Source organism: Desulfosarcina ovata subsp. ovata, from assembly GCF_009689005.1.
GTDB lineage: Bacteria > Desulfobacterota > Desulfobacteria > Desulfobacterales > Desulfosarcinaceae > Desulfosarcina > Desulfosarcina ovata.
On sequence record NZ_AP021879.1, the window covers coordinates 5,919,000 to 5,936,441 of the forward strand.

The window sequence follows — 17,442 nt, forward strand, 5'->3', positions numbered from 1 at the left end:
TCAGAAGCCCCCGCGGCCCGTCTGGCGTTTGCGAAAAAGGTAGCAGAAAAAAGGGCCTCCGATCAGGGCCGTCAGCACGCCAATGGGAATCTCGTGGGGCAGCACCGCGCGGGTCACCGTATCGGCCGCCAGCAGCAGAATCGCCCCGCTGAAAAATGAGAGCGGCAGCAGCCGCCGGTTGTCCGGTCCCACCAGGGCGCGCATCATGTGCGGCACCAGAAGCCCCACAAAACCGATGATGCCGGAAGCCGCCACACAGGCGGCCGTCACCAGGGACGCCGTGACCAGCAGAATCCAGGGCACCCGGCGGGCGTCCACCCCCAGTGACGACGCCGCCCGGCGTCCCAGGCAGAGCAGATTCAGGTCGCGGGCGAAAAAGAGAAAAACCGTCAGCCCCGGGATCAGAAAGGCGCTGGTCAGTCCCACGTCATGCCAGGTTTTGGAGGCGAAGCTGCCCATGAGCCAGAAAATGATCACCGATACCTGCTCGTCGGCCACGAATTTGAGAAAGCTGATGCCGGCCGAAAGAATCGCGGCAACGATAATGCCCGACAGGATCAGGTTGTTGGCGTTGGCTCCGCCGGCCGAAGAGGAGAGGTAGATCACCAATACCAACGTGGCCGTGGCCCCGATGAAAGCACATACCGGCACGCTGTAAATGCCGGCAACACTCAGGTTGAGCAACAGGGCCAGGGCCGCCCCGAACGCGGCGCCGGCAGAGACACCCAGGGTGTAGGGATCGGCCAGGGGGTTGAGCAGAATCCCCTGAAACACCACGCCGCACAATGCCAGTCCCCCCCCCACCACCGCTGCGGTCAGAATGCGCGGCAGGCGCACGTCCATGACAATGGTGCGGGTCAGCTCGTCCAGGCCCCGGGTGAGGGCCGGATTGCCCGTCAGGCTGCCGCCGACCACCCGCAGGACATCGATCCAGGCGATCCTCAGGTAGCCCATCCCCGCCGACAGGCAAATCGTCGCCAGCAGCACCCCCGCCAGCAGGCCGGCCAGCAGCCAGCTGCGCCCCAACAGATGGGGGAATGAATTGTCGACAGAAACGGGAGCGATCAAATCGTTTTACCTGTGGCCCCGTACCGGCGTTTACCGGTTGGCATACACCCAAAAAACAAAAACCCTTCAAACCTCGATGTCGGTTTGAAGGGTTGCACCCAGTTTACTTGGCCCTCTACATTATGGACGGCCGAAAACACTTTTTCAAGCAGCTCTCTCCGGCACACACAAAAGGCAGGTCTTCTGGCTTCCCCTTCCTGACAGACGCCTTCCCACACCGGTAATCCGGGACAGTGGCCCATGGTCTGGCAGTTCCCTCCAACAAAGATCGGAAGGGCAGGGGGTTACAGCGGCGGGACCGCTCCCGGTTCTCACGGGATTCCCTATTAAGCAATAGCGCACCTTTTGCTCCGTTTTTAGTTTACATCCGATGGTATGTCAATCCTTCAATTGACATTTGGATGTTGGCATTTGGCATTCATTTATCCATCCGAAAGCAAGGGGCGCCGATAACGCCATTCGCCGAATTCCAATTCAGATGCGGTTGCCCTGGGAGAAGCGCATCCGGTGGTTGAAAACAGTGTTTAAATAATGGTATATGCCGCAGTTAAGGATAAATTCGGAAATGAGGAATGCCTTTGAATCAAGATCAACGAAACCAATTGAAACAGCTTCCGGGGGTGGACCGGGTTATCGTCCACGGATCGGCCGGCGGGCATTTCGACGCCATTCCCAAGTCAGTGCTGATTCCGGCCATCCGCTGGGCCATTGACCGCCTGCGGGAAACGGTGCTGCACGCGGCGACCCCGCTCGATGCGGCCGCCTTTTCCCTGGATGCACTGGTGGAGGCGGCAACGCGCCGGGCCGACCGGATCATGGCCCCACGACTGCAGCGCACGGTCAACGCCACCGGCGTGGTGGTACACACCAACCTGGGCCGCTCCCTGCTTTCGCCGGCCGTGCTCGACCGCCTGAAACTTATCTCCAGCCGGTACTCCAATCTGGAATTCGACCTCGAGAAGGGTCGCCGGGGGTCCCGTTACAGCGCGGTGGAAGACATTCTCTGTGAATTGAGCGGCGCCCGCGCCGCCATGGTGGTGAACAACAATGCGGCAGCGGTACTGCTCTGTCTGGACACCCTGGCCAAGGGCGTTGAGGTGATTGTTTCCCGGGGCGAACTGGTGGAAATCGGCGGCGCATTCCGGATCCCGGATGTCATGGCCAAAAGCGGCGCCATCCTCAAGGAGGTGGGCACCACCAACCGGACCCATCCCCGGGATTATGAAAGTGCCATTGGCGAAGCCACCGGTATGCTGCTCAAGGCCCACACCAGCAACTACAGCATTGTGGGATTCACCGCGTCCGTGGCCCTGCCCGATCTGGTGGCCATCGGCAGGCGCCACGACCTGCCGGTCATGGAAGACCTGGGCAGCGGCACCCTGGTGGATTTTTCCAAATATGGCCTGATCAAGGAACCCACCGTTCAGGAATCCCTGGCCGCCGGCGTGGACGTGGTCACCTTCAGCGGAGACAAATTGTTGGGCGGCCCCCAGGCGGGGATCATTCTGGGCGGCCCGGCGCACATCGACCGCATCAAGGCCAATCCGCTCACCCGGGCCCTTCGAATCGACAAGATGACCCTGGCCGCCCTGGAAGCGACCCTGCAACTCTACCGCGACGAGCAGGACGCCCTGCAGCACATCCCCACCCTGCGTATGCTGACCCTGCCGCCATCGCTCATCCAGGCCCGGGCCGCAGAATTGAAAACCCGCCTCGAGGGAATCGGCGGCGACCGGCTCAAGGTGGAACTGATGGACCTCTCCTCCAAGGCCGGCGGCGGCTCCCTGCCCCTGCTGAACCTGGAAAGCCGCTGCCTGGGCGTTACCCTGGCGGGAAAATCGGCCAACGCCATGGAATCGTGGCTGCGTCACCATACCCCGCCAATCATCGGCAGAATCGAAAGCGACCGTTTCATCATGGATCCACGGACCCTGCAGGAGGAAGAGCTGGATATCATCGAGAAGGCCTTTGCCGACATGCTGGCCGAAGAGACGGGCACGCAGGAGAAGTAATGCCAAAACCCCTATCGGAACAATTCAGAAACCGCAGTGCGACACAGGAATTTCTCTTCTCGGCGTCCGATGACCCGACCGTTTCCGTCAGGGCGGCCGAAATTTCACCATCGACCTTTTCCGAACGGTTCACGGATCTGCTCGACCGGCAGGCGTTCATCGACGCCGTCGAGACGCGCCTGACAGCGGCAGCAACCCTTCTGGTGCTTGCCGTGGACATTGAAACGGCCGTCCAGGACAACGACGATGACCAGGCGGCCATGGCCGCCATCGCTCCACTGGAACAACTCTGCCACACCCAGGACGGCATCTGGGGGCAGATCGGCCGCCATCGCTTCGCCTGCGCCCTGGCCGACCGCAGTGCCGATGAGGGCGACAACCTGGCCCGGCAGCTCCTGGCCGCCGGCCAGGCGATGCAACAGCCGCCCGTCATCGTCGGGATGGCCCTCTATCCGACCCTCGACGAGACACTCGGCGAAACCGTTGAAAATGCCGGCAAGGCCCTTGATCACGGCGTTTTTTTCGGGCCCGGAAGCGTAACCCGTTTTGATGCGGTGAGCCTCAACATCAGCGGCGACCGCCTTTACCAGGCGGGCAAGGTCGACACGGCCATGGCCGAATTCAAAAAAGGCCTGCGGCTCGATCCGGCGGATGCCAACCTGTACAATTCGCTGGGGGTCTGCCATGGCGTACTCGAGGATTACCCCAATGCCTTCAAGGCGTTTGATCATGCCATCCGGCTGGCGCCCGATGAGGTGATGGCCATTTACAACAAGGGCTACCTGCTGCTGCGCCAGGGCCGGCACGAGGCGGCGCTGGCCTGTTTTCTGGACGTCCAGTCACGGGAGCCGGACATTTTCGAAGTGATCTATCACATCGGCCAGGCCTATATGGAATTGGACCGGGCCGACAAGGCGCGGCCTTTTCTGGAAGCGGCGATCCGTGCCAAGGATCGGTCGGGGGCGGCCGCCGCCCTGCTGGGCGCCTGCCTGGACAAATTGGGATTGACCAAGGAGGCCATCGGGGCGTACAAACGAACGGTTAAAATCAACCCTGATGATGCCGAGGCCCTTTCGGCCCTGGGAAGGCTTTACCGCCTGCGGGGGGAAAGCCTGGACGTGGCGGCGGTGTTCTGCGAGCAGAGCGTACGGCTCTGCCCGAACAACGGCCTTTTTCGGGATCGTCTGGGGCGGGTCTATCTCCAGCAGGAGAGGCTCGAGGAGGCCCTGGCTGAATTTGAGCGGGCTGCGGCCCTGAGATACGACAGCCAGGACCGTATCGAGGAGACCCGGGCACGGATCACGGCCGCCAAGGCGTCCGTCAGCAGAGCGGCCGGCGCCGGTTAGCGGCCAGCCATAGAAAGGTGTGGCACTTGTTAACCGTGCATTTGTGCTTATTGTATCAATCTTCACCGGCGCCTGATATTACGCTTCAACGCTGATATCGGACGCGTTACGCAGTCGCAAAAAAATGAACAAGGAGTGAACATCAATGCCCATCTACGAGTATCACTGCAAAGGATGCGGTCAGGATTTTGAATACCTGGTGCTGGGGGGCAGCGAACCGGATCAGTGCCCGGTGTGCAAAGCCAACACCGTTTGCCGGCTCATGTCCACCTGCGGTTTTGTCAGCAAGGGCGAGGGGGGTGAAACCGTGAGCACATCCGCCGGCGCCTCATCGTGTACCGGTTGCAATGCGACCAGTTGTGCCGGCTGCGGCCACTGATGGCGTCCGCCACCGTTACAATCGGCACCCGCGGCAGTCAGCTGGCCCTCTGGCAGGCCGAGTGGGTCAAGTCCGCCATCCTGGCCAATCATCCGGCGATTCGGGTCGAACTGGCCATCATCAAAACCCGGGGCGACAAGATTCTGGATGTTCCCCTGGCCAAGGTCGGGGGCAAGGGGCTTTTTGTCAAAGAGATCGAAGAAGCGCTGCTGGACGGGCGCATCGACCTGGCCGTCCATAGCATGAAAGACATGCCGGCCGACATCCCCACCGGCCTGTGCATTGGTGCGATTCCCAAACGCGAGGAACCCCGTGACGTCCTGATCACCCGCAGCGGCGACCCGCTGGAAGCGTTGCCCCAGGGGGCCCGGGTGGGTACCAGCAGCCTGCGCCGGGCGGCCCAGCTGCTGCATGTCCGGCCGGACATCCGCATCGTTCCCCTGCGCGGCAATCTCGATACCCGCCTGAAAAAGCTGGAAACCGAATCCCTGGACGCCATCGTATTGGCAGCCGCCGGTGTGCGCCGGCTGGGGCTGGCCGACCGGATCACCCAGGTGCTGGATGAAACGGTCATGCTGCCGGCCGTGGGCCAGGGCGCCCTGTGCATCGAAACCCGCACCGACGATTCCCGCATAGGCGCTGTGGTTGGCGCCCTGGACGATCCGACCACCCGGCAGGTGGTGCTGGGCGAACGGGCCTTTTTGAACCGCCTTGAGGGCGGCTGCCAGGTGCCCATCGCCGGCCATGGCCATATGGACGCCAACGGCTTTACCCTGACCGGCCTGGTCTGTGATGTGGACGGCTCCCGGCAGATCAAACAGACACGTACCGGCGCACCCGATCAAAGCGAGCAGATTGGCCTGGCGCTGGCCGAAGCCCTGCTGGCTGCAGGGGCCGGCGCCATTCTGGAAAGACTGAACGAACATGCACAATCATCCTGAAGCAGGCAAGGTTTATCTGGTCGGTGCCGGTCCCGGGGATCCGGGTCTGATCACCGTCAGGGGGGTCGATTGCATCGCCAGGGCCGATGTGGTTGTTTACGACTATCTGGCATCACCGGCCCTCCTGGCCCACGCCAGGCCGGACGCGGAATTGATTTATGTCGGCAAGAAGGGCGGCGATCACACCCTGCCCCAGGAGGGGATCAATGCCCTGATCGTGGAGAAAGCCCGCAACGGGGCGGTGGTGGCGCGCCTGAAAGGCGGGGACCCGTTCATTTTCGGCCGGGGCGGAGAAGAGGCGGAAGTGCTGATTGCCGCCGGCATTGCCTTTGAGGTGATTCCCGGGGTGACGGCCGCCATCGGCGCGTCGGCCTATGCGGGCATTCCCCTGACCCACCGGGATTTCACCTCGGACGTCGCTTTTGTCACCGGCCATGAGGACCCCACCAAAACCACGTCCAGCGTCGACTGGAAGGCCCTGGCAACGGGTATCGGCACGCTGGTTTTTTTCATGGGCGTGAAGAACCTGCCTTTGATCGCGGCCAACCTGGTGGAGAACGGGCGACCGGCGGACACCCCGGTCGCGGTGATCCGCTGGGGCACCACGCCGCACCAGGAAACGGTTACCGGCACCCTGGACAGCATCGTGGAGATGGTCCGCAAGGCCGGTATCAAGGCGCCGGCGATTATCATTGTCGGCGGCGTGGTGAAGCTGCGCGAATCGATGCAATGGTTCGAAAAACGGCCGCTTCTGGGCCAACGCATCGTTGTTACGCGGGCCCGGCAGCAGGCCAGCAACCTGGTTCAACGATTGACCGAGGCTGGTGCCGAATGCGTTCAATGCCCCACCATAAAGGTGGTACCGCCGGCGGACGGGGCACCCCTGGACCGGGCCATTGCCGACCTCGATCAGTATGACTGGGTGGTTTTTACCAGCGTCAACGGTGTGGGCTATTTTTTCCGCCGCCTCTTTGAAAAGGGGCTTGACGTGCGGGCACTGGGCCATCTGAAAACCGCCTGCATCGGTCCGGCCACGGCAGCCCACTTGCGGTCATTCGGCCTTGGCAGCGACATTATCCCGACAAGCTACCGCGCCGAGTCGGTGGTCGAGGCGTTTGTCGCCACACCGGTGGCGGGGCTGAAGATTCTGCTGCCCCGGGCCAAGGAGGCACGCAGCGTGCTGCCGGTGGAACTGACCCGCATGGGGGCCACGGTGGACGAAGTGACCGCCTACGAAACCCTGCAGGCCCAAAGCGATACCGACGCCCTGATCAAGCGCCTGGACGCCGGCACCATTGACATGGTCACCTTTACCAGTTCGTCCACGGTCACCAATTTTCATCGCATGCTGCCGCCGGATCGCGCCCACCAGTTAATGGCGGGGGTCAGCGTGGCCAGCATCGGCCCGATCACCTCCCAGACGGCCAGGGATCTGGGCTATACCGTGACCATCGAAGCCGAAGACTTCACCATTGACGGCCTGGTAAAGGCCATTTTACATGCACGGGGATGACCTCCCCGCTTCCGTATGCTGACGGCCAACAGCGAAGGCAACCATGGCGACACAGAATCAAAACGACACAAAGAAAATGGCAATGAACAGTCTGATCGATCGCGAAAATCGTCATCTCAACTATCTCCGAATCTCCATCACCGACCGCTGTAACCTGCGGTGCCTGTACTGTGCGCCGGACGGTCGCATTCCCCGGCTGCCCCATAGCCAAATTCTCAGCTACGAAGAGATCCTGCGTCTGGTCAACATCGGTATCGGGCTCGGTATCAGCAAGATCCGCATTACCGGTGGCGAGCCCCTGGTCAGAAAAGGGGCCATTGATCTGTTGCGCCGTTTGACGGCCATTCCGCAGTTGAAGGACGTTTCCCTGACCACCAATGGCGTTCTCCTTGAGGCCAATGCCCAGCGCATCTTCGATGCCGGCATCCGTCGCATCAACGTCAGCCTGGATTCGCTGCAGCGTGAACGCTATGCCCATATCACCGGTTACGACATGTTCGACCGGGTGTGGGCGGGCATTCAGCGAGCCCATGAAATCGGGTTTGCGCCCATTAAAATCAATATCGTGGCCATGCGCGGCATTAACGACGATGAGATTATCGACTTCGGCAAGCTCTCCCTGACCTATCCCTTCCACATCCGTTTTATCGAATACATGCCCATCGGCAACAGCCGGACACGTTCGCGGGATCAGATCCTGGCCCCGGAAATCCAGGACCGCATCCAGGCGCTGGGCGAGCTGATCCCGGTGGAAAACGGACAGAATGACGGCCCCGCACGGCGTTTTCGGATTGCCGGCGCACCGGGAGAAATCGGTTTCATCAGCGCCCTGAGCCATCACTTCTGCGATCGCTGCAACCGCCTGCGCCTGACCGCCGACGGTAAATTGCGCGCCTGCCTCCTTTCCGACCATTATGAACCGTTCAGGGAAACCCTGAGAAATGGCGGAACGGATGAACAGCTGATCAACATTTTTAAAACCGCTGTTTCGAAAAAATCGGCCAAGCACCAACTCTGTTCTGACGACAGCCAACCGGTTCGGGATCAGATGCAGGGAATCGGTGGATAATCGGCCATCGGGGATGTTGGTTTTCGCAGGGTTCAGGACCGCAATGTTGCTGTCAGACGAAGCGGATGCCTGAGCAGATCAAGGGCGGCGACGATATCCGTGCAGATCACATCGGCGGCACGCAACGTTTGTGCTGAAGCTCCTTCCGCCAGGATGACGGCGATCCCCAATGCCGATTCAGCCAGCATCAGTGCATCGTTGCGGCCATTACCGACGGCAACCGTCCGATCCGCGCCCAACTGATTGACAAAATCCGACTTTGCCCGATCCTGAGCGCCCGGGGGCAATACCATCAGCTGACAGTTGACCCCTTCAAGGCCGGCGGCCGCCTTGCCGAACGTGTCGGCGGTGACGACATGCACGGCAAGGGATTGAGAAAGTGCATTGAGCGTCTTTTTAACGCCTGCCAGCAACACACCATCGACAGCCAGGGTGCCGTTATAGTCCAAAACCAGATGCTTCAGGTCCAGTACGCCATAGCCAGGAATTTCTAACGATAGCATCGTCTTCTCCTTTGCATGGAAACCATTGCCAGTCGCGTTGCCAGAAGATCATGTTGCCTGCCGTGAACCCAGACGCGGCATTCCGGCGGTGGGCAAATGGTTCAAGGTCACCCCACTGACGACCAGGATGGCCCCCACAAGCAGGGATGGCGTCAAGGGTTCGTCCAGAATCATATGGCCCAGGCAGATGGCACTGATGGGAACAAAATTGATGAAAAGACTGGCCCGTGACGGGCCAATGGCTCGAACGGCCTCGTAATACCAGACAAAACCCAGAACCGTGCCAAACAGACCGAGATAGGCCAGACTGATCCAATCCGTCAGGGTGTACCCCGGTGCCGCCCCCGGCATCCCCTCCAGACACGCCGGAATCACCAGCGCCAGCACACCGACCACCGCGGCGTTCAACGTTGCCGTCAATGGGGAGAGCGTACTCATCACCCGCTTGCCGAGCAGCGTATACGCGGCCCAGCTGAGTACGCAGCCAAAAATCATGAATTCCCCGACACCGAATCCACCGCTGAAGAGCGCCAGGGGATGCCCCCCGGAAATGGCGACCACGGCACCGGACACCGAGATGAGAATCCCGGCGATTTTAACCGGCGACAGCGTTTCACGGAAAAAGAGTGCGGCAAGCACCGAGATGACGATGGGGTTGTTGGCGATGATGATGGACGCCCTGCCGGCGGTGACAAGTTTCAGCCCGTTGAAAAAAAGGGCGTTGTAGGCAAAGACACCGGTCATCCCGAGAAGGATCACCGAAAGGAGCTGCCATCGATCCCTGGGAACAATCTTCTCCTTTCGGCGCATGACAATGACAAAAAGAAATCCACTGGCAAAAACAAAGCGAAAGAACGCCGCAGCGAAAGGCGTAACCGAACCGGCCAGCATTCGTCCGGCGATAAAAGTTCCGCCCCAGAAAACAGCGGTCATCAGCAGTTTGATATAAATAAGCAGCATGTGGCCAGGCGAGGGCGTGTCGGGCGTTTGGGGACCCTGAGATCAGGGCGTGTACGGTTTTTCGTCTCAAGTCATCTTTTCCAGTGCCGATAGCATCGACATTGGGTCGTTTTGTATCTGCTTTTGCGCCAAATCACCAGAAATTTATTTTCCCGCCGTACGAATTTGCCAATCCGGCGGAATTCTAAACAATAACCGACAGGAAGGGTAAGATGCCGGAGTCGCCATCATTTTCGAACATGTCAGGCCAGAGCAGGGATATTGTTGAGTTCATCATCAATCTGCCCCTGTTTGAATTTGTCGAGAAAGAAGACCTCGCCGTGGTGGCCGCCCGGATGCATTTCATGGACCTTGATCCGGGACAGATCCTCTTCAGGGAATGGGACCGGGCCGATTTTGTCTGTTTCATTGAAAGTGGTGAGTTGGACGTCACCAAGAAAACCGGACCGGACAGCTGCGAAGTCCGGGCGACGCTGAAGCGGGGGCGATCGATTGGCGAGATGTCGATCATCAACAATTTTCCGCGATCATCGACCGTCATTGCCCGCTCACCAGTCAGGCTGGCTACCCTACCCCGGGCGTCATTCGAAAAGATTCTTGAAGAGCGAGTGGATATTGGTGTCAATATCCTGAAAGGGCTGGCCAGTCTGCTCAGTTTGAACCTGAAAAAAACATCCAGCCGCCTGGCCGACAATATGCTTCCCATGGGATAACATTCCTATAATATTCAAGATAATGTTTTTGGGCGGCGTTATCGGTCGTCGCGGTATGGATGATACAGCTTTCTCCCTCTGGCCTTGCCAAAAACATTATCTTGAATGCTATACCTGCAACGGGACAGACAATCCCGGCATCCAGGAATCCCACGGCCGGGGATTGCATGTGGGATTCCGGCGGCCAGCCGGTTGCATCGGTCCCGCCCCGGGGGATCACTCCTGATCCGCCAGTTCCGCTTTTTCTTCCAATCTAAGCATTTTCTGTTCCGAAATGATCCCTTTTTCCACCATGATATCGCCAATTCCGGCCCAGCGAAGTTCCCTGATTTTTAGAATGGTTTCCGGTCGCCTATTATTCAGGCTGTAAAACGTGTATTCCATGGTCAGTTCGGATTTGGGCAGCGTTGAGAGCGAGTTGTTATAGTAAATGAAGTGGTGGGACAGGATATAGTAACCAACGGCGATCAACAGGCCGGTAATCAAATATTTTTTTATCTGTTCCTTCATCAACAGCCCTCCAATAAAAAAGAAAACGATATGTACCGAAGGCATTCAGCCGGTCGATTTCCACCCAAAGGGAGACGCGCCACTGGGGATGAAAAACGTGACCGCATCAGATCGATCCTCCGCCAAATGTACCGCCGGGGTGGATTTCCGCGACTCATGTTCACGAATTGAATGCGCCTGGCTGGCAGCAAGGACGTCATCAGTCATTATCGTCCCCTCTGCTGTTAACTTTATTGGATCCTATGAATGTATATTACCGCATAGAAATATGCGCCTATACCCGTAATAAATCTTGACCCCAAAAAAATAGTCGGATATCGAAGAAAATCCATATTAGGCGATTGGCGGAAAAGAATATACCAGAATGCGCAGGATTTTCATTCGTATTCAAGGCGGGCTTTTTTACTCATAGTGGGGCTATGTGTGGAAAAGCCCAACGTAGAAGACGGATGAAAAGACAAGCAGGCGGGTATATTCTTTGACAGAAATCGCCTTAAAGGGTCATGATTCCAACTATCAACCACAATAAGGAGGAAACGATGAAAACACGCGTTCTGGGGGTTATGGCATGCCTGCTGCTTTTTGGGGGATCGGTTTATGCGGGTTACCGGTATGAAGTGAAGGCGGAACATGAAGCCGGAAACGTGACACCGTCCCAAGCTTATGCGATGGTCAAAAAGGATCCCCAGCACACGTTTATTGTCGATACCCGTTCAAGACCGGAATACCAGCTGATCGGTCATCCTGTCGGTTCAGTCAACATTCCAAAAAAATTCTGGAACAGTAATCTGGGAGAAAAAAAATACGATTTGGTCGACAATTCCAACTTTGAGAACGATTTGCTCAGTCGCTTCAACCCAAAGACCGATAAATTGATCTTCATGTGCCGTAGCGGAAAAAGAAGTTGCTTTTCCTGCAAGGCTGCAATCCATGCCGGATGGGATCCCAAGCAGGTATGCAACATGCTCGGCGGGTTTGAAGGCGATAAAATTAAAAATGCCGACAGCATCTATGATGGGCAGCGCAAAGTCGGCGGGTGGAAGAACGAAGGTCTTCCCTGGACGTATCATATCGACAAAAAGCTGGTTTACCGGGCGGATTTGAAACAATAGCCCGCCCACGCGTCTTTTTTTACCTGAACAGCGCGGCCCGCATATGTGCCGCGCTTTGCGTTTCTGCCCATCCATCGGCGCATCGACAGGCAGCGATCGTCACCGGCGATGTCCCCCCTGTCGCCCCATCATGATCGTTGATGATATTCCCTTGGCGGAAGCAGTCGATTCCAAATCGTCATCCTCCTGTACCATTTTTTTCCAACCGGTAAAGATTACCAACACAACACGGTTGCCTGCGAGGGCCCGGGTAGCAGCCCATGAATAGGATAACCCGCCTGAAGTCAATGCAATCCGCCGAATTTTTCCGACTGGCACCTCGGTTGCAAATATCATTGCCGACTGCGGAGGAAAACCTGCCACACGTAACAGGGGAGGATGCCACCGGTGAAACGGCGCTGGATCAAATGGGCCATGCTTGGGGTCGTACTGATTGCCGGTTTCGGTGCTTATGTCTGGCTCGGCCAACGTGAGGACAAGCTTCCCGAAGGCATTGCCTCGGGCAACGGTCGCATCGAGGCCACCGAGGTGGACGTGGCCACCAAATTGGCCGGACGCCTGACCGAAATCATGGTCCGGGAAGGTGATATGGTCGCCAAAGGCCAGACGCTGGCACGCATGGATACCCGCGAACTGGCCGCCCGACGGCGCAGCGCCCAAGCGGAGATGCAGCGCGCCGAAGAGGAACGGCGCTATGCGGCGGCGATGCTCGAACAGCAACGCAGCCAATTGGCCCTGGTGGTGAAGGATCTTGACCGTTACCGCAGGCTCTACGCCAGCAAAAGCATCGCCCTGCAGAGCCTGCAGCGTCAGGAGACGGCCCGCGACACTGCGCGCGCGGCCGTGGCCGCGGCCAGGGCCCGGCAGGCCAATGCCACGGCGGCCATTGACGCCGTCAAGGCCAGGATCGACGAAATCCAGTCATTTATCGACGACAGCACCCTTATGGCGCCCGTTGATGGCCGGGTGCTCTACCGCCTGGCCGAACCCGGTGAAGTGCTGGGTGCCGGCGGCCGGGTGCTCACCCTTCTGGATGTCAGCGACGTGACCATGACGATTTTCCTACCCACCAATCAGGCTGGCCGGGTGGATTTGGGCAGTGATGCGCGCATCATTTTGGATGCCCGGCCCGACTGGGTGATTCCGGCCCGGGTCTCTTTCGTGGCGCCCAAGGCACAGTTCACCCCCAAGGATGTGGAGACCCGTACCGAGCGGGAAAAATTGATGTTTCGCATCAAGGTGCGTATCGACCCGGAACTGCTCAAGGCCCACGCCGAAAAGGTCAAGACCGGCCTGCCGGGCATGGCCTACCTGCGCCTCGGAGCAGATGTCCTCTGGCCGCCCGTGTTGAAGACGACCCTGGACGGAGCGTAATCCATATGGACAGCGTTGCCCGGGTGGCCGGGCTCAGCCACCGCTACGGCGGAACCTTTGCCGTTGACGGGATCGACCTTGAAATTCCCGCCGGTGTGATGGTCGGCTTCATCGGACCGGACGGGGTGGGCAAGTCGACGCTCCTGGGAGTAATCGCCGGGGCGCGCCGCATCCAGCAGGGTAGGGTGACGGTGCTGGGAGGAGACATGCGCTCACGGCAGCACCGTACGATGGCCAGTCCCCGGATTGCCTATATGCCCCAGGGACTGGGCCGCAACCTTTACGCCACGCTCTCGGTTTTCGAAAACGTCGACTTCTTCGGACGCCTCTTCGGCCAGCACCGGGCCGAGCGCCAGCGCCGCATCGCCGATCTTCTGGCCGGCACGGGGCTGAGCGCCTTTGCCGACCGGCCGGCAGCCAAACTCTCGGGTGGTATGAAACAGAAGCTGGGCCTGTGCTGCGCCTTGATCCACGACCCCGACCTGTTGATCCTGGACGAGCCGACCACCGGCGTGGATCCGCTCTCCCGGCGCCAGTTCTGGGACCTGGTCGACCAGATCCGCTCCCGCCGGCCAGGCATGAGCGTGCTCGTGGCCACGGCGTACATGGAGGAGGCCGATCGCTTTGACTGGCTGGTGGCCATGAATGCCGGCCGGGTGCTGACCACCGGCCGCCCCGGAGAAATTAAAACCGGCACCGGCCAGGCCACGCTGGAAGCAGCTTTCATCCAACTGCTGCCCGAGGCGGCCCGCCAGGGTCACCGCGCCGTTATCCTTTTGCCCCGACCGGCGACACAAGGGGCACTGGCCATCGAGGCCCGCTCGCTGACCCGAAAATTCGGCGATTTTACCGCTGTCGATGGGGTTAGTTTCCATATCGAGCGCGGAGAAATTTTCGGTTTTCTCGGCTCCAACGGCTGCGGTAAGACCACAACCATGAAAATGCTCACCGGCCTGTTACCCGCCTCATCAGGGGCGGCATCCCTTTTCGGTGTGCCCGTGGATGCCCATGACCTGACCACGCGCAAGCGGGTGGGATACATGTCCCAGGGATTCTCGCTCTACGCCGAGCTTACTGTGAGGCAGAACCTGAACCTGCACGCCCGCCTCTTCCATGTGCCGGCGGCACGGGCCGATACGCGCATTCACGATCTGGTCGCGCGCTTCAACCTTGCGAACTACACTGATGTGGCTGCCGACGATTTGCCTCTGGGCATCCGCCAGCGGCTCTCCCTGGCCGTGGCACTGGTGCACGAACCGGAAATGCTCATCCTGGACGAACCCACATCGGGTGTCGATCCTATCGCCCGCGACGGCTTTTGGGAATTGCTCATTGACCTCTCGCGCCGGGATGGGGTGACGATCTTCATCTCCACCCATTTTATGAACGAAGCCGAACGCTGTGACCGCATTTCGCTGATGCACGCCGGCCGGGTGCTGGCCAGCGGCACACCCGCGGACCTGATGCGCGCGCAAGGTGCCGAGACTCTGGAAGCGGCCTTTATTGCCGGCCTGGAAGAAGCCACCGGAACGGCGCGCGCCACGGCAAAGCCATTGCCGGTGGCACCGACGGCGCCCTCGGCCAAGGCGACCACTCGGCCGGCTTCCGGATGGTTCAGTCTGTTGCGCCTGTTCGGCTATGCCCATCGGGAAAGCATGGAAATTCGCCGCGATCCCATCCGCCTGACCGTGGCGGCCCTGGGTTCGGTGATTCTCATGTTCATTCTGGGCTACGGCATCAACCTGGATGTGGAAAACCTTTCCTATGCGGTCCTCGACCGGGACCGCTCACCCGAAAGCCGCGATTATGTCCTGAACATCAGCGGATCGCGCTATTTTGTCGAACATCGGCCAATCGCCGATTTCAAGGATCTTGACAGGCGTATGCAAAACGGCGAATTGAGCCTGGCGATCAGCATCCCGCCGGGTTACGGACGCGACCTCAGACGCGGACGCCAGCCCGAGGTGGGGTTCTGGATCGACGGTGCCATGCCCTTTCGTGCCGAGACCATCAAGGGTTACGCCCAGGGCATCCATCTGCAGTACCTGGCCGACCTGGCCCGCCGCTATGGGCTTTCGACCGGTCGTGGATCCGGCGTCAACGTGACCTCACGTTATCGCTACAACCAGGATTTCAAAAGCATCTACGCCATGGTGCCGGCAGTCATCCCGCTGCTGTTGGTTTTCATCCCCGCCATTTTGATGACCCTGGGCGTGGTACGTGAAAAAGAGCTGGGCGCCATCACCAATCTCTACGTCACGCCGGTGACCCGCCTGGAGTTCCTGCTGGGCAAGCAGCTGCCCTACATCGGCATTTCCATGCTCAGTTACTTCGGCCTGGCCGCCATTGCCGTGACCGTATTCCAGGTCCCCATCAAGGGTAGCTTCGCTACCCTCACGGCCGGCGCCCTGCTCTACGTCATCACCACCACCGGCATCGGCCAGCTCATGTCAGCCTTCACGCGCACCCAGATCGCGGCCCTGGCCGGCACGGCCATCGTCACCCTCCTTGCGGGGATCAACTTTTGCGGCTTGACGCATCCGGTTGCTTCCCTGGAAGGGGCCGGCGCCCTGATTGGCAAGCTCTTTCCCACGACCTATTTTTTAATCATCAGCCGCGGGGTCTTCACCAAGGCCCTGGGATTCGGCGACCTTTCCACCCAACTCGCCACCCTGGCGCTCTTTATCCCCGTTTTGACCGTTGCCAGCGCCCTGGCGCTAAAGCCACAGGACCGGTGAGCATGCATGCGCAAACTGACCAACATCGTCTTCCTCGGCATCAAGGAACTGCGCAGCTTCTGGCACGACAAAGTGCTTTTCATCTTCGTCATCTGGGCTTTTTCCGGGGGGATCTACGCCATTTCCACGGCCACCTCGCTGGAGTTGCACAAGGCGCCCATCGCCGTTTTGGACGAGGATCGCTCCCAGCTCTCGGCGCAGATCATCAACGCCTTCTACCCACCCTATTTCCAAACGCCGATAGACATCCCACCGGCGGCGGTGAACTCCGGGATGGATTCGGGGCACTTCACCTTCGTCCTGGATATCCCGCCCGATTTCGAACACGACCTGCTGGCCGGCGAAGGACCCGACGTCCTGGTGAACATCGACGCGACGCGCATGACCCAGGCTTTTATTGGCTCGGGTTACATCCGCCGCATCATCAACGCCGAAATCGCCGATTTTCTCAAGGCCACCGGTGACACAGGCCTGCCCATCCGCCAGACCATCCGCGTGAAGTTCAACCCCAACCGGAACAGCACCTGGTTCGGCAGTGTCATGGAGATCATCAACAACATCACCATGCTCTCGATCATCCTGACCGGCGCGGCCCTGATCCGTGAACGCGAGCACGGCACCATCGAGCATCTGTTGGTGATGCCGCTTACCCCGCTGGAAATAATGGCCGCCAAAGTGTGGTCCAACGGGCTGGTGGTGCTCGTGGGGGCCGGCCTCTCCCTCTGGCTGGTCGTACAGAAAGTGCTGGGCGTGCCGGTGGCTGGTTCCACCAGCCTGTTTCTCCTGGGTGCCATGCTGCACCTCTTCTCCACCACCTCCATCGGCATTTTCCTTGGCACCCTGGCGCGCTCCATGCCTCAGTTGGGCCTGCTGATGATCCTGGTACTCCTGCCCCTGCAGATTCTCTCGGGCGGCATCACTCCGCGGGAGAGCATGCCGGCCGTGGTCCAGGCCATCATGCAGTTTGCCCCCACCACCCATTTCGTGGCCCTGGCTCAGGCGATTCTTTACCGCGGCGCCGGGATCGCGGCGGTGTGGACCCATCTTCTGGCCATCATCGGTATCGGCGCGGTTTTTTTCTCCATTGCCCTTTTGCGCTTCCGCAAAAGTGTTACCCAGACGCAGCTGTAATCAAAAAAAGATCCCATTGAGGCAGTTTTCCTCGCGTCGCGGCATCGGTTGACATCCCCGGCAAAAAACCGGG

The 17,442-nt window shown here is 59.6% G+C and carries 15 protein-coding genes and 1 riboswitch; of the genes, 11 read left to right on the forward strand and 4 right to left on the reverse strand.

The features are described 5' to 3' along the window. Positions 1 to 1,068, reverse strand: a complete 1,068-nt coding sequence (locus tag GN112_RS25935) for a FecCD family ABC transporter permease (RefSeq protein ID WP_269434953.1) — start codon at positions 1,066 to 1,068, stop codon at positions 1 to 3. Positions 1,069 to 1,224: 156 nt separating this feature from the next. Further along, a riboswitch (cobalamin riboswitch) is annotated at positions 1,225 to 1,429 on the reverse strand. 211 nt (positions 1,430 to 1,640) lie between these two features. Here GN112_RS25935 and selA point away from each other — a divergent pair. The 6 genes from selA (at position 1,641) to moaA (ending at position 8,328) form a co-directional block, all read left to right on the forward strand. Then, the gene (gene selA / locus GN112_RS25940; RefSeq protein ID WP_155312824.1) at positions 1,641 to 3,080 is read left to right on the forward strand and encodes an L-seryl-tRNA(Sec) selenium transferase; all 1,440 of its coding nucleotides are present in this window, start codon (positions 1,641 to 1,643) and stop codon (positions 3,078 to 3,080) included. Next, a complete protein-coding gene (locus tag GN112_RS25945) occupies positions 3,080 to 4,426 on the forward strand; it encodes a tetratricopeptide repeat protein (protein ID WP_155312825.1) in 1,347 nt (448 codons plus the stop codon). The genes selA and GN112_RS25945 overlap by 1 nt, the downstream gene beginning before the upstream one ends. Before the next feature lie 145 nt (positions 4,427 to 4,571). Beyond that, positions 4,572 to 4,805 carry an FmdB family zinc ribbon protein gene (locus tag GN112_RS25950; RefSeq protein ID WP_155312826.1) on the forward strand — a complete coding sequence of 78 codons (234 nt, stop codon included), beginning with the start codon at positions 4,572 to 4,574 and terminating at the stop codon, positions 4,803 to 4,805. After that, complete coding sequence (gene hemC, locus GN112_RS25955) at positions 4,760 to 5,746, forward strand: hydroxymethylbilane synthase (protein WP_331457547.1); 987 nt, start codon at positions 4,760 to 4,762, stop codon at positions 5,744 to 5,746. Before GN112_RS25950 ends, hemC begins: the two co-directional genes overlap by 46 nt. Further along, positions 5,730 to 7,259 carry a uroporphyrinogen-III C-methyltransferase gene (cobA, locus tag GN112_RS25960; RefSeq protein WP_155312827.1) on the forward strand — a complete coding sequence of 510 codons (1,530 nt, stop codon included), beginning with the start codon at positions 5,730 to 5,732 and terminating at the stop codon, positions 7,257 to 7,259. Before hemC ends, cobA begins: the two co-directional genes overlap by 17 nt. A gap of 43 nt (positions 7,260 to 7,302) precedes the next feature. Next, the gene (gene moaA, locus GN112_RS25965) at positions 7,303 to 8,328 is read left to right on the forward strand and encodes a GTP 3',8-cyclase MoaA (RefSeq protein WP_231717144.1); all 1,026 of its coding nucleotides are present in this window, start codon (positions 7,303 to 7,305) and stop codon (positions 8,326 to 8,328) included. A 32-nt stretch (positions 8,329 to 8,360) separates the two neighbouring features. On the opposite strand, the gene GN112_RS25970 is transcribed toward moaA, so the two are convergent. Both GN112_RS25970 and GN112_RS25975 read right to left on the reverse strand, forming a co-directional pair. Then, a complete protein-coding gene (locus GN112_RS25970; protein ID WP_155312828.1) occupies positions 8,361 to 8,831 on the reverse strand; it encodes an HAD family hydrolase in 471 nt (156 codons plus the stop codon). A 48-nt stretch (positions 8,832 to 8,879) separates the two neighbouring features. Continuing rightward, positions 8,880 to 9,791: a DMT family transporter gene (locus tag GN112_RS25975; protein WP_197743406.1), complete on the reverse strand. Its 912-nt coding sequence runs from the start codon at positions 9,789 to 9,791 to the stop codon at positions 8,880 to 8,882. 212 nt (positions 9,792 to 10,003) lie between these two features. On the opposite strand from GN112_RS25975, the gene GN112_RS25980 reads away from it, so the two are divergent. Next, a complete protein-coding gene (locus GN112_RS25980) occupies positions 10,004 to 10,504 on the forward strand; it encodes a cyclic nucleotide-binding domain-containing protein (RefSeq protein ID WP_155312829.1) in 501 nt (166 codons plus the stop codon). A gap of 216 nt (positions 10,505 to 10,720) precedes the next feature. Here the strand turns inward: GN112_RS25980 and GN112_RS25985 are convergent, their stop codons facing one another. After that, on the reverse strand, positions 10,721 to 11,014 hold the full coding sequence (locus GN112_RS25985) for a hypothetical protein (RefSeq protein WP_155312830.1): 294 nt from the start codon (positions 11,012 to 11,014) through the stop codon (positions 10,721 to 10,723). A gap of 539 nt (positions 11,015 to 11,553) precedes the next feature. On the opposite strand from GN112_RS25985, the gene GN112_RS25990 reads away from it, so the two are divergent. The 4 genes from GN112_RS25990 to GN112_RS26005 all read left to right on the forward strand — a co-directional run bounded on the left by GN112_RS25990 (position 11,554) and on the right by GN112_RS26005 (position 17,369). After that, on the forward strand, positions 11,554 to 12,126 hold the full coding sequence (locus GN112_RS25990) for a rhodanese-like domain-containing protein (protein WP_162459124.1): 573 nt from the start codon (positions 11,554 to 11,556) through the stop codon (positions 12,124 to 12,126). 387 nt (positions 12,127 to 12,513) lie between these two features. Continuing rightward, the gene (locus tag GN112_RS25995) at positions 12,514 to 13,500 is read left to right on the forward strand and encodes an HlyD family secretion protein (protein WP_231714184.1); all 987 of its coding nucleotides are present in this window, start codon (positions 12,514 to 12,516) and stop codon (positions 13,498 to 13,500) included. A 5-nt stretch (positions 13,501 to 13,505) separates the two neighbouring features. After that, on the forward strand, positions 13,506 to 16,238 hold the full coding sequence (gene rbbA / locus GN112_RS26000) for a ribosome-associated ATPase/putative transporter RbbA (protein WP_155312833.1): 2,733 nt from the start codon (positions 13,506 to 13,508) through the stop codon (positions 16,236 to 16,238). Positions 16,239 to 16,244: 6 nt separating this feature from the next. After that, complete coding sequence (locus tag GN112_RS26005; RefSeq protein ID WP_155312834.1) at positions 16,245 to 17,369, forward strand: ABC transporter permease; 1,125 nt, start codon at positions 16,245 to 16,247, stop codon at positions 17,367 to 17,369. The last annotated feature ends 73 nt before the right edge of the window (positions 17,370 to 17,442 follow it).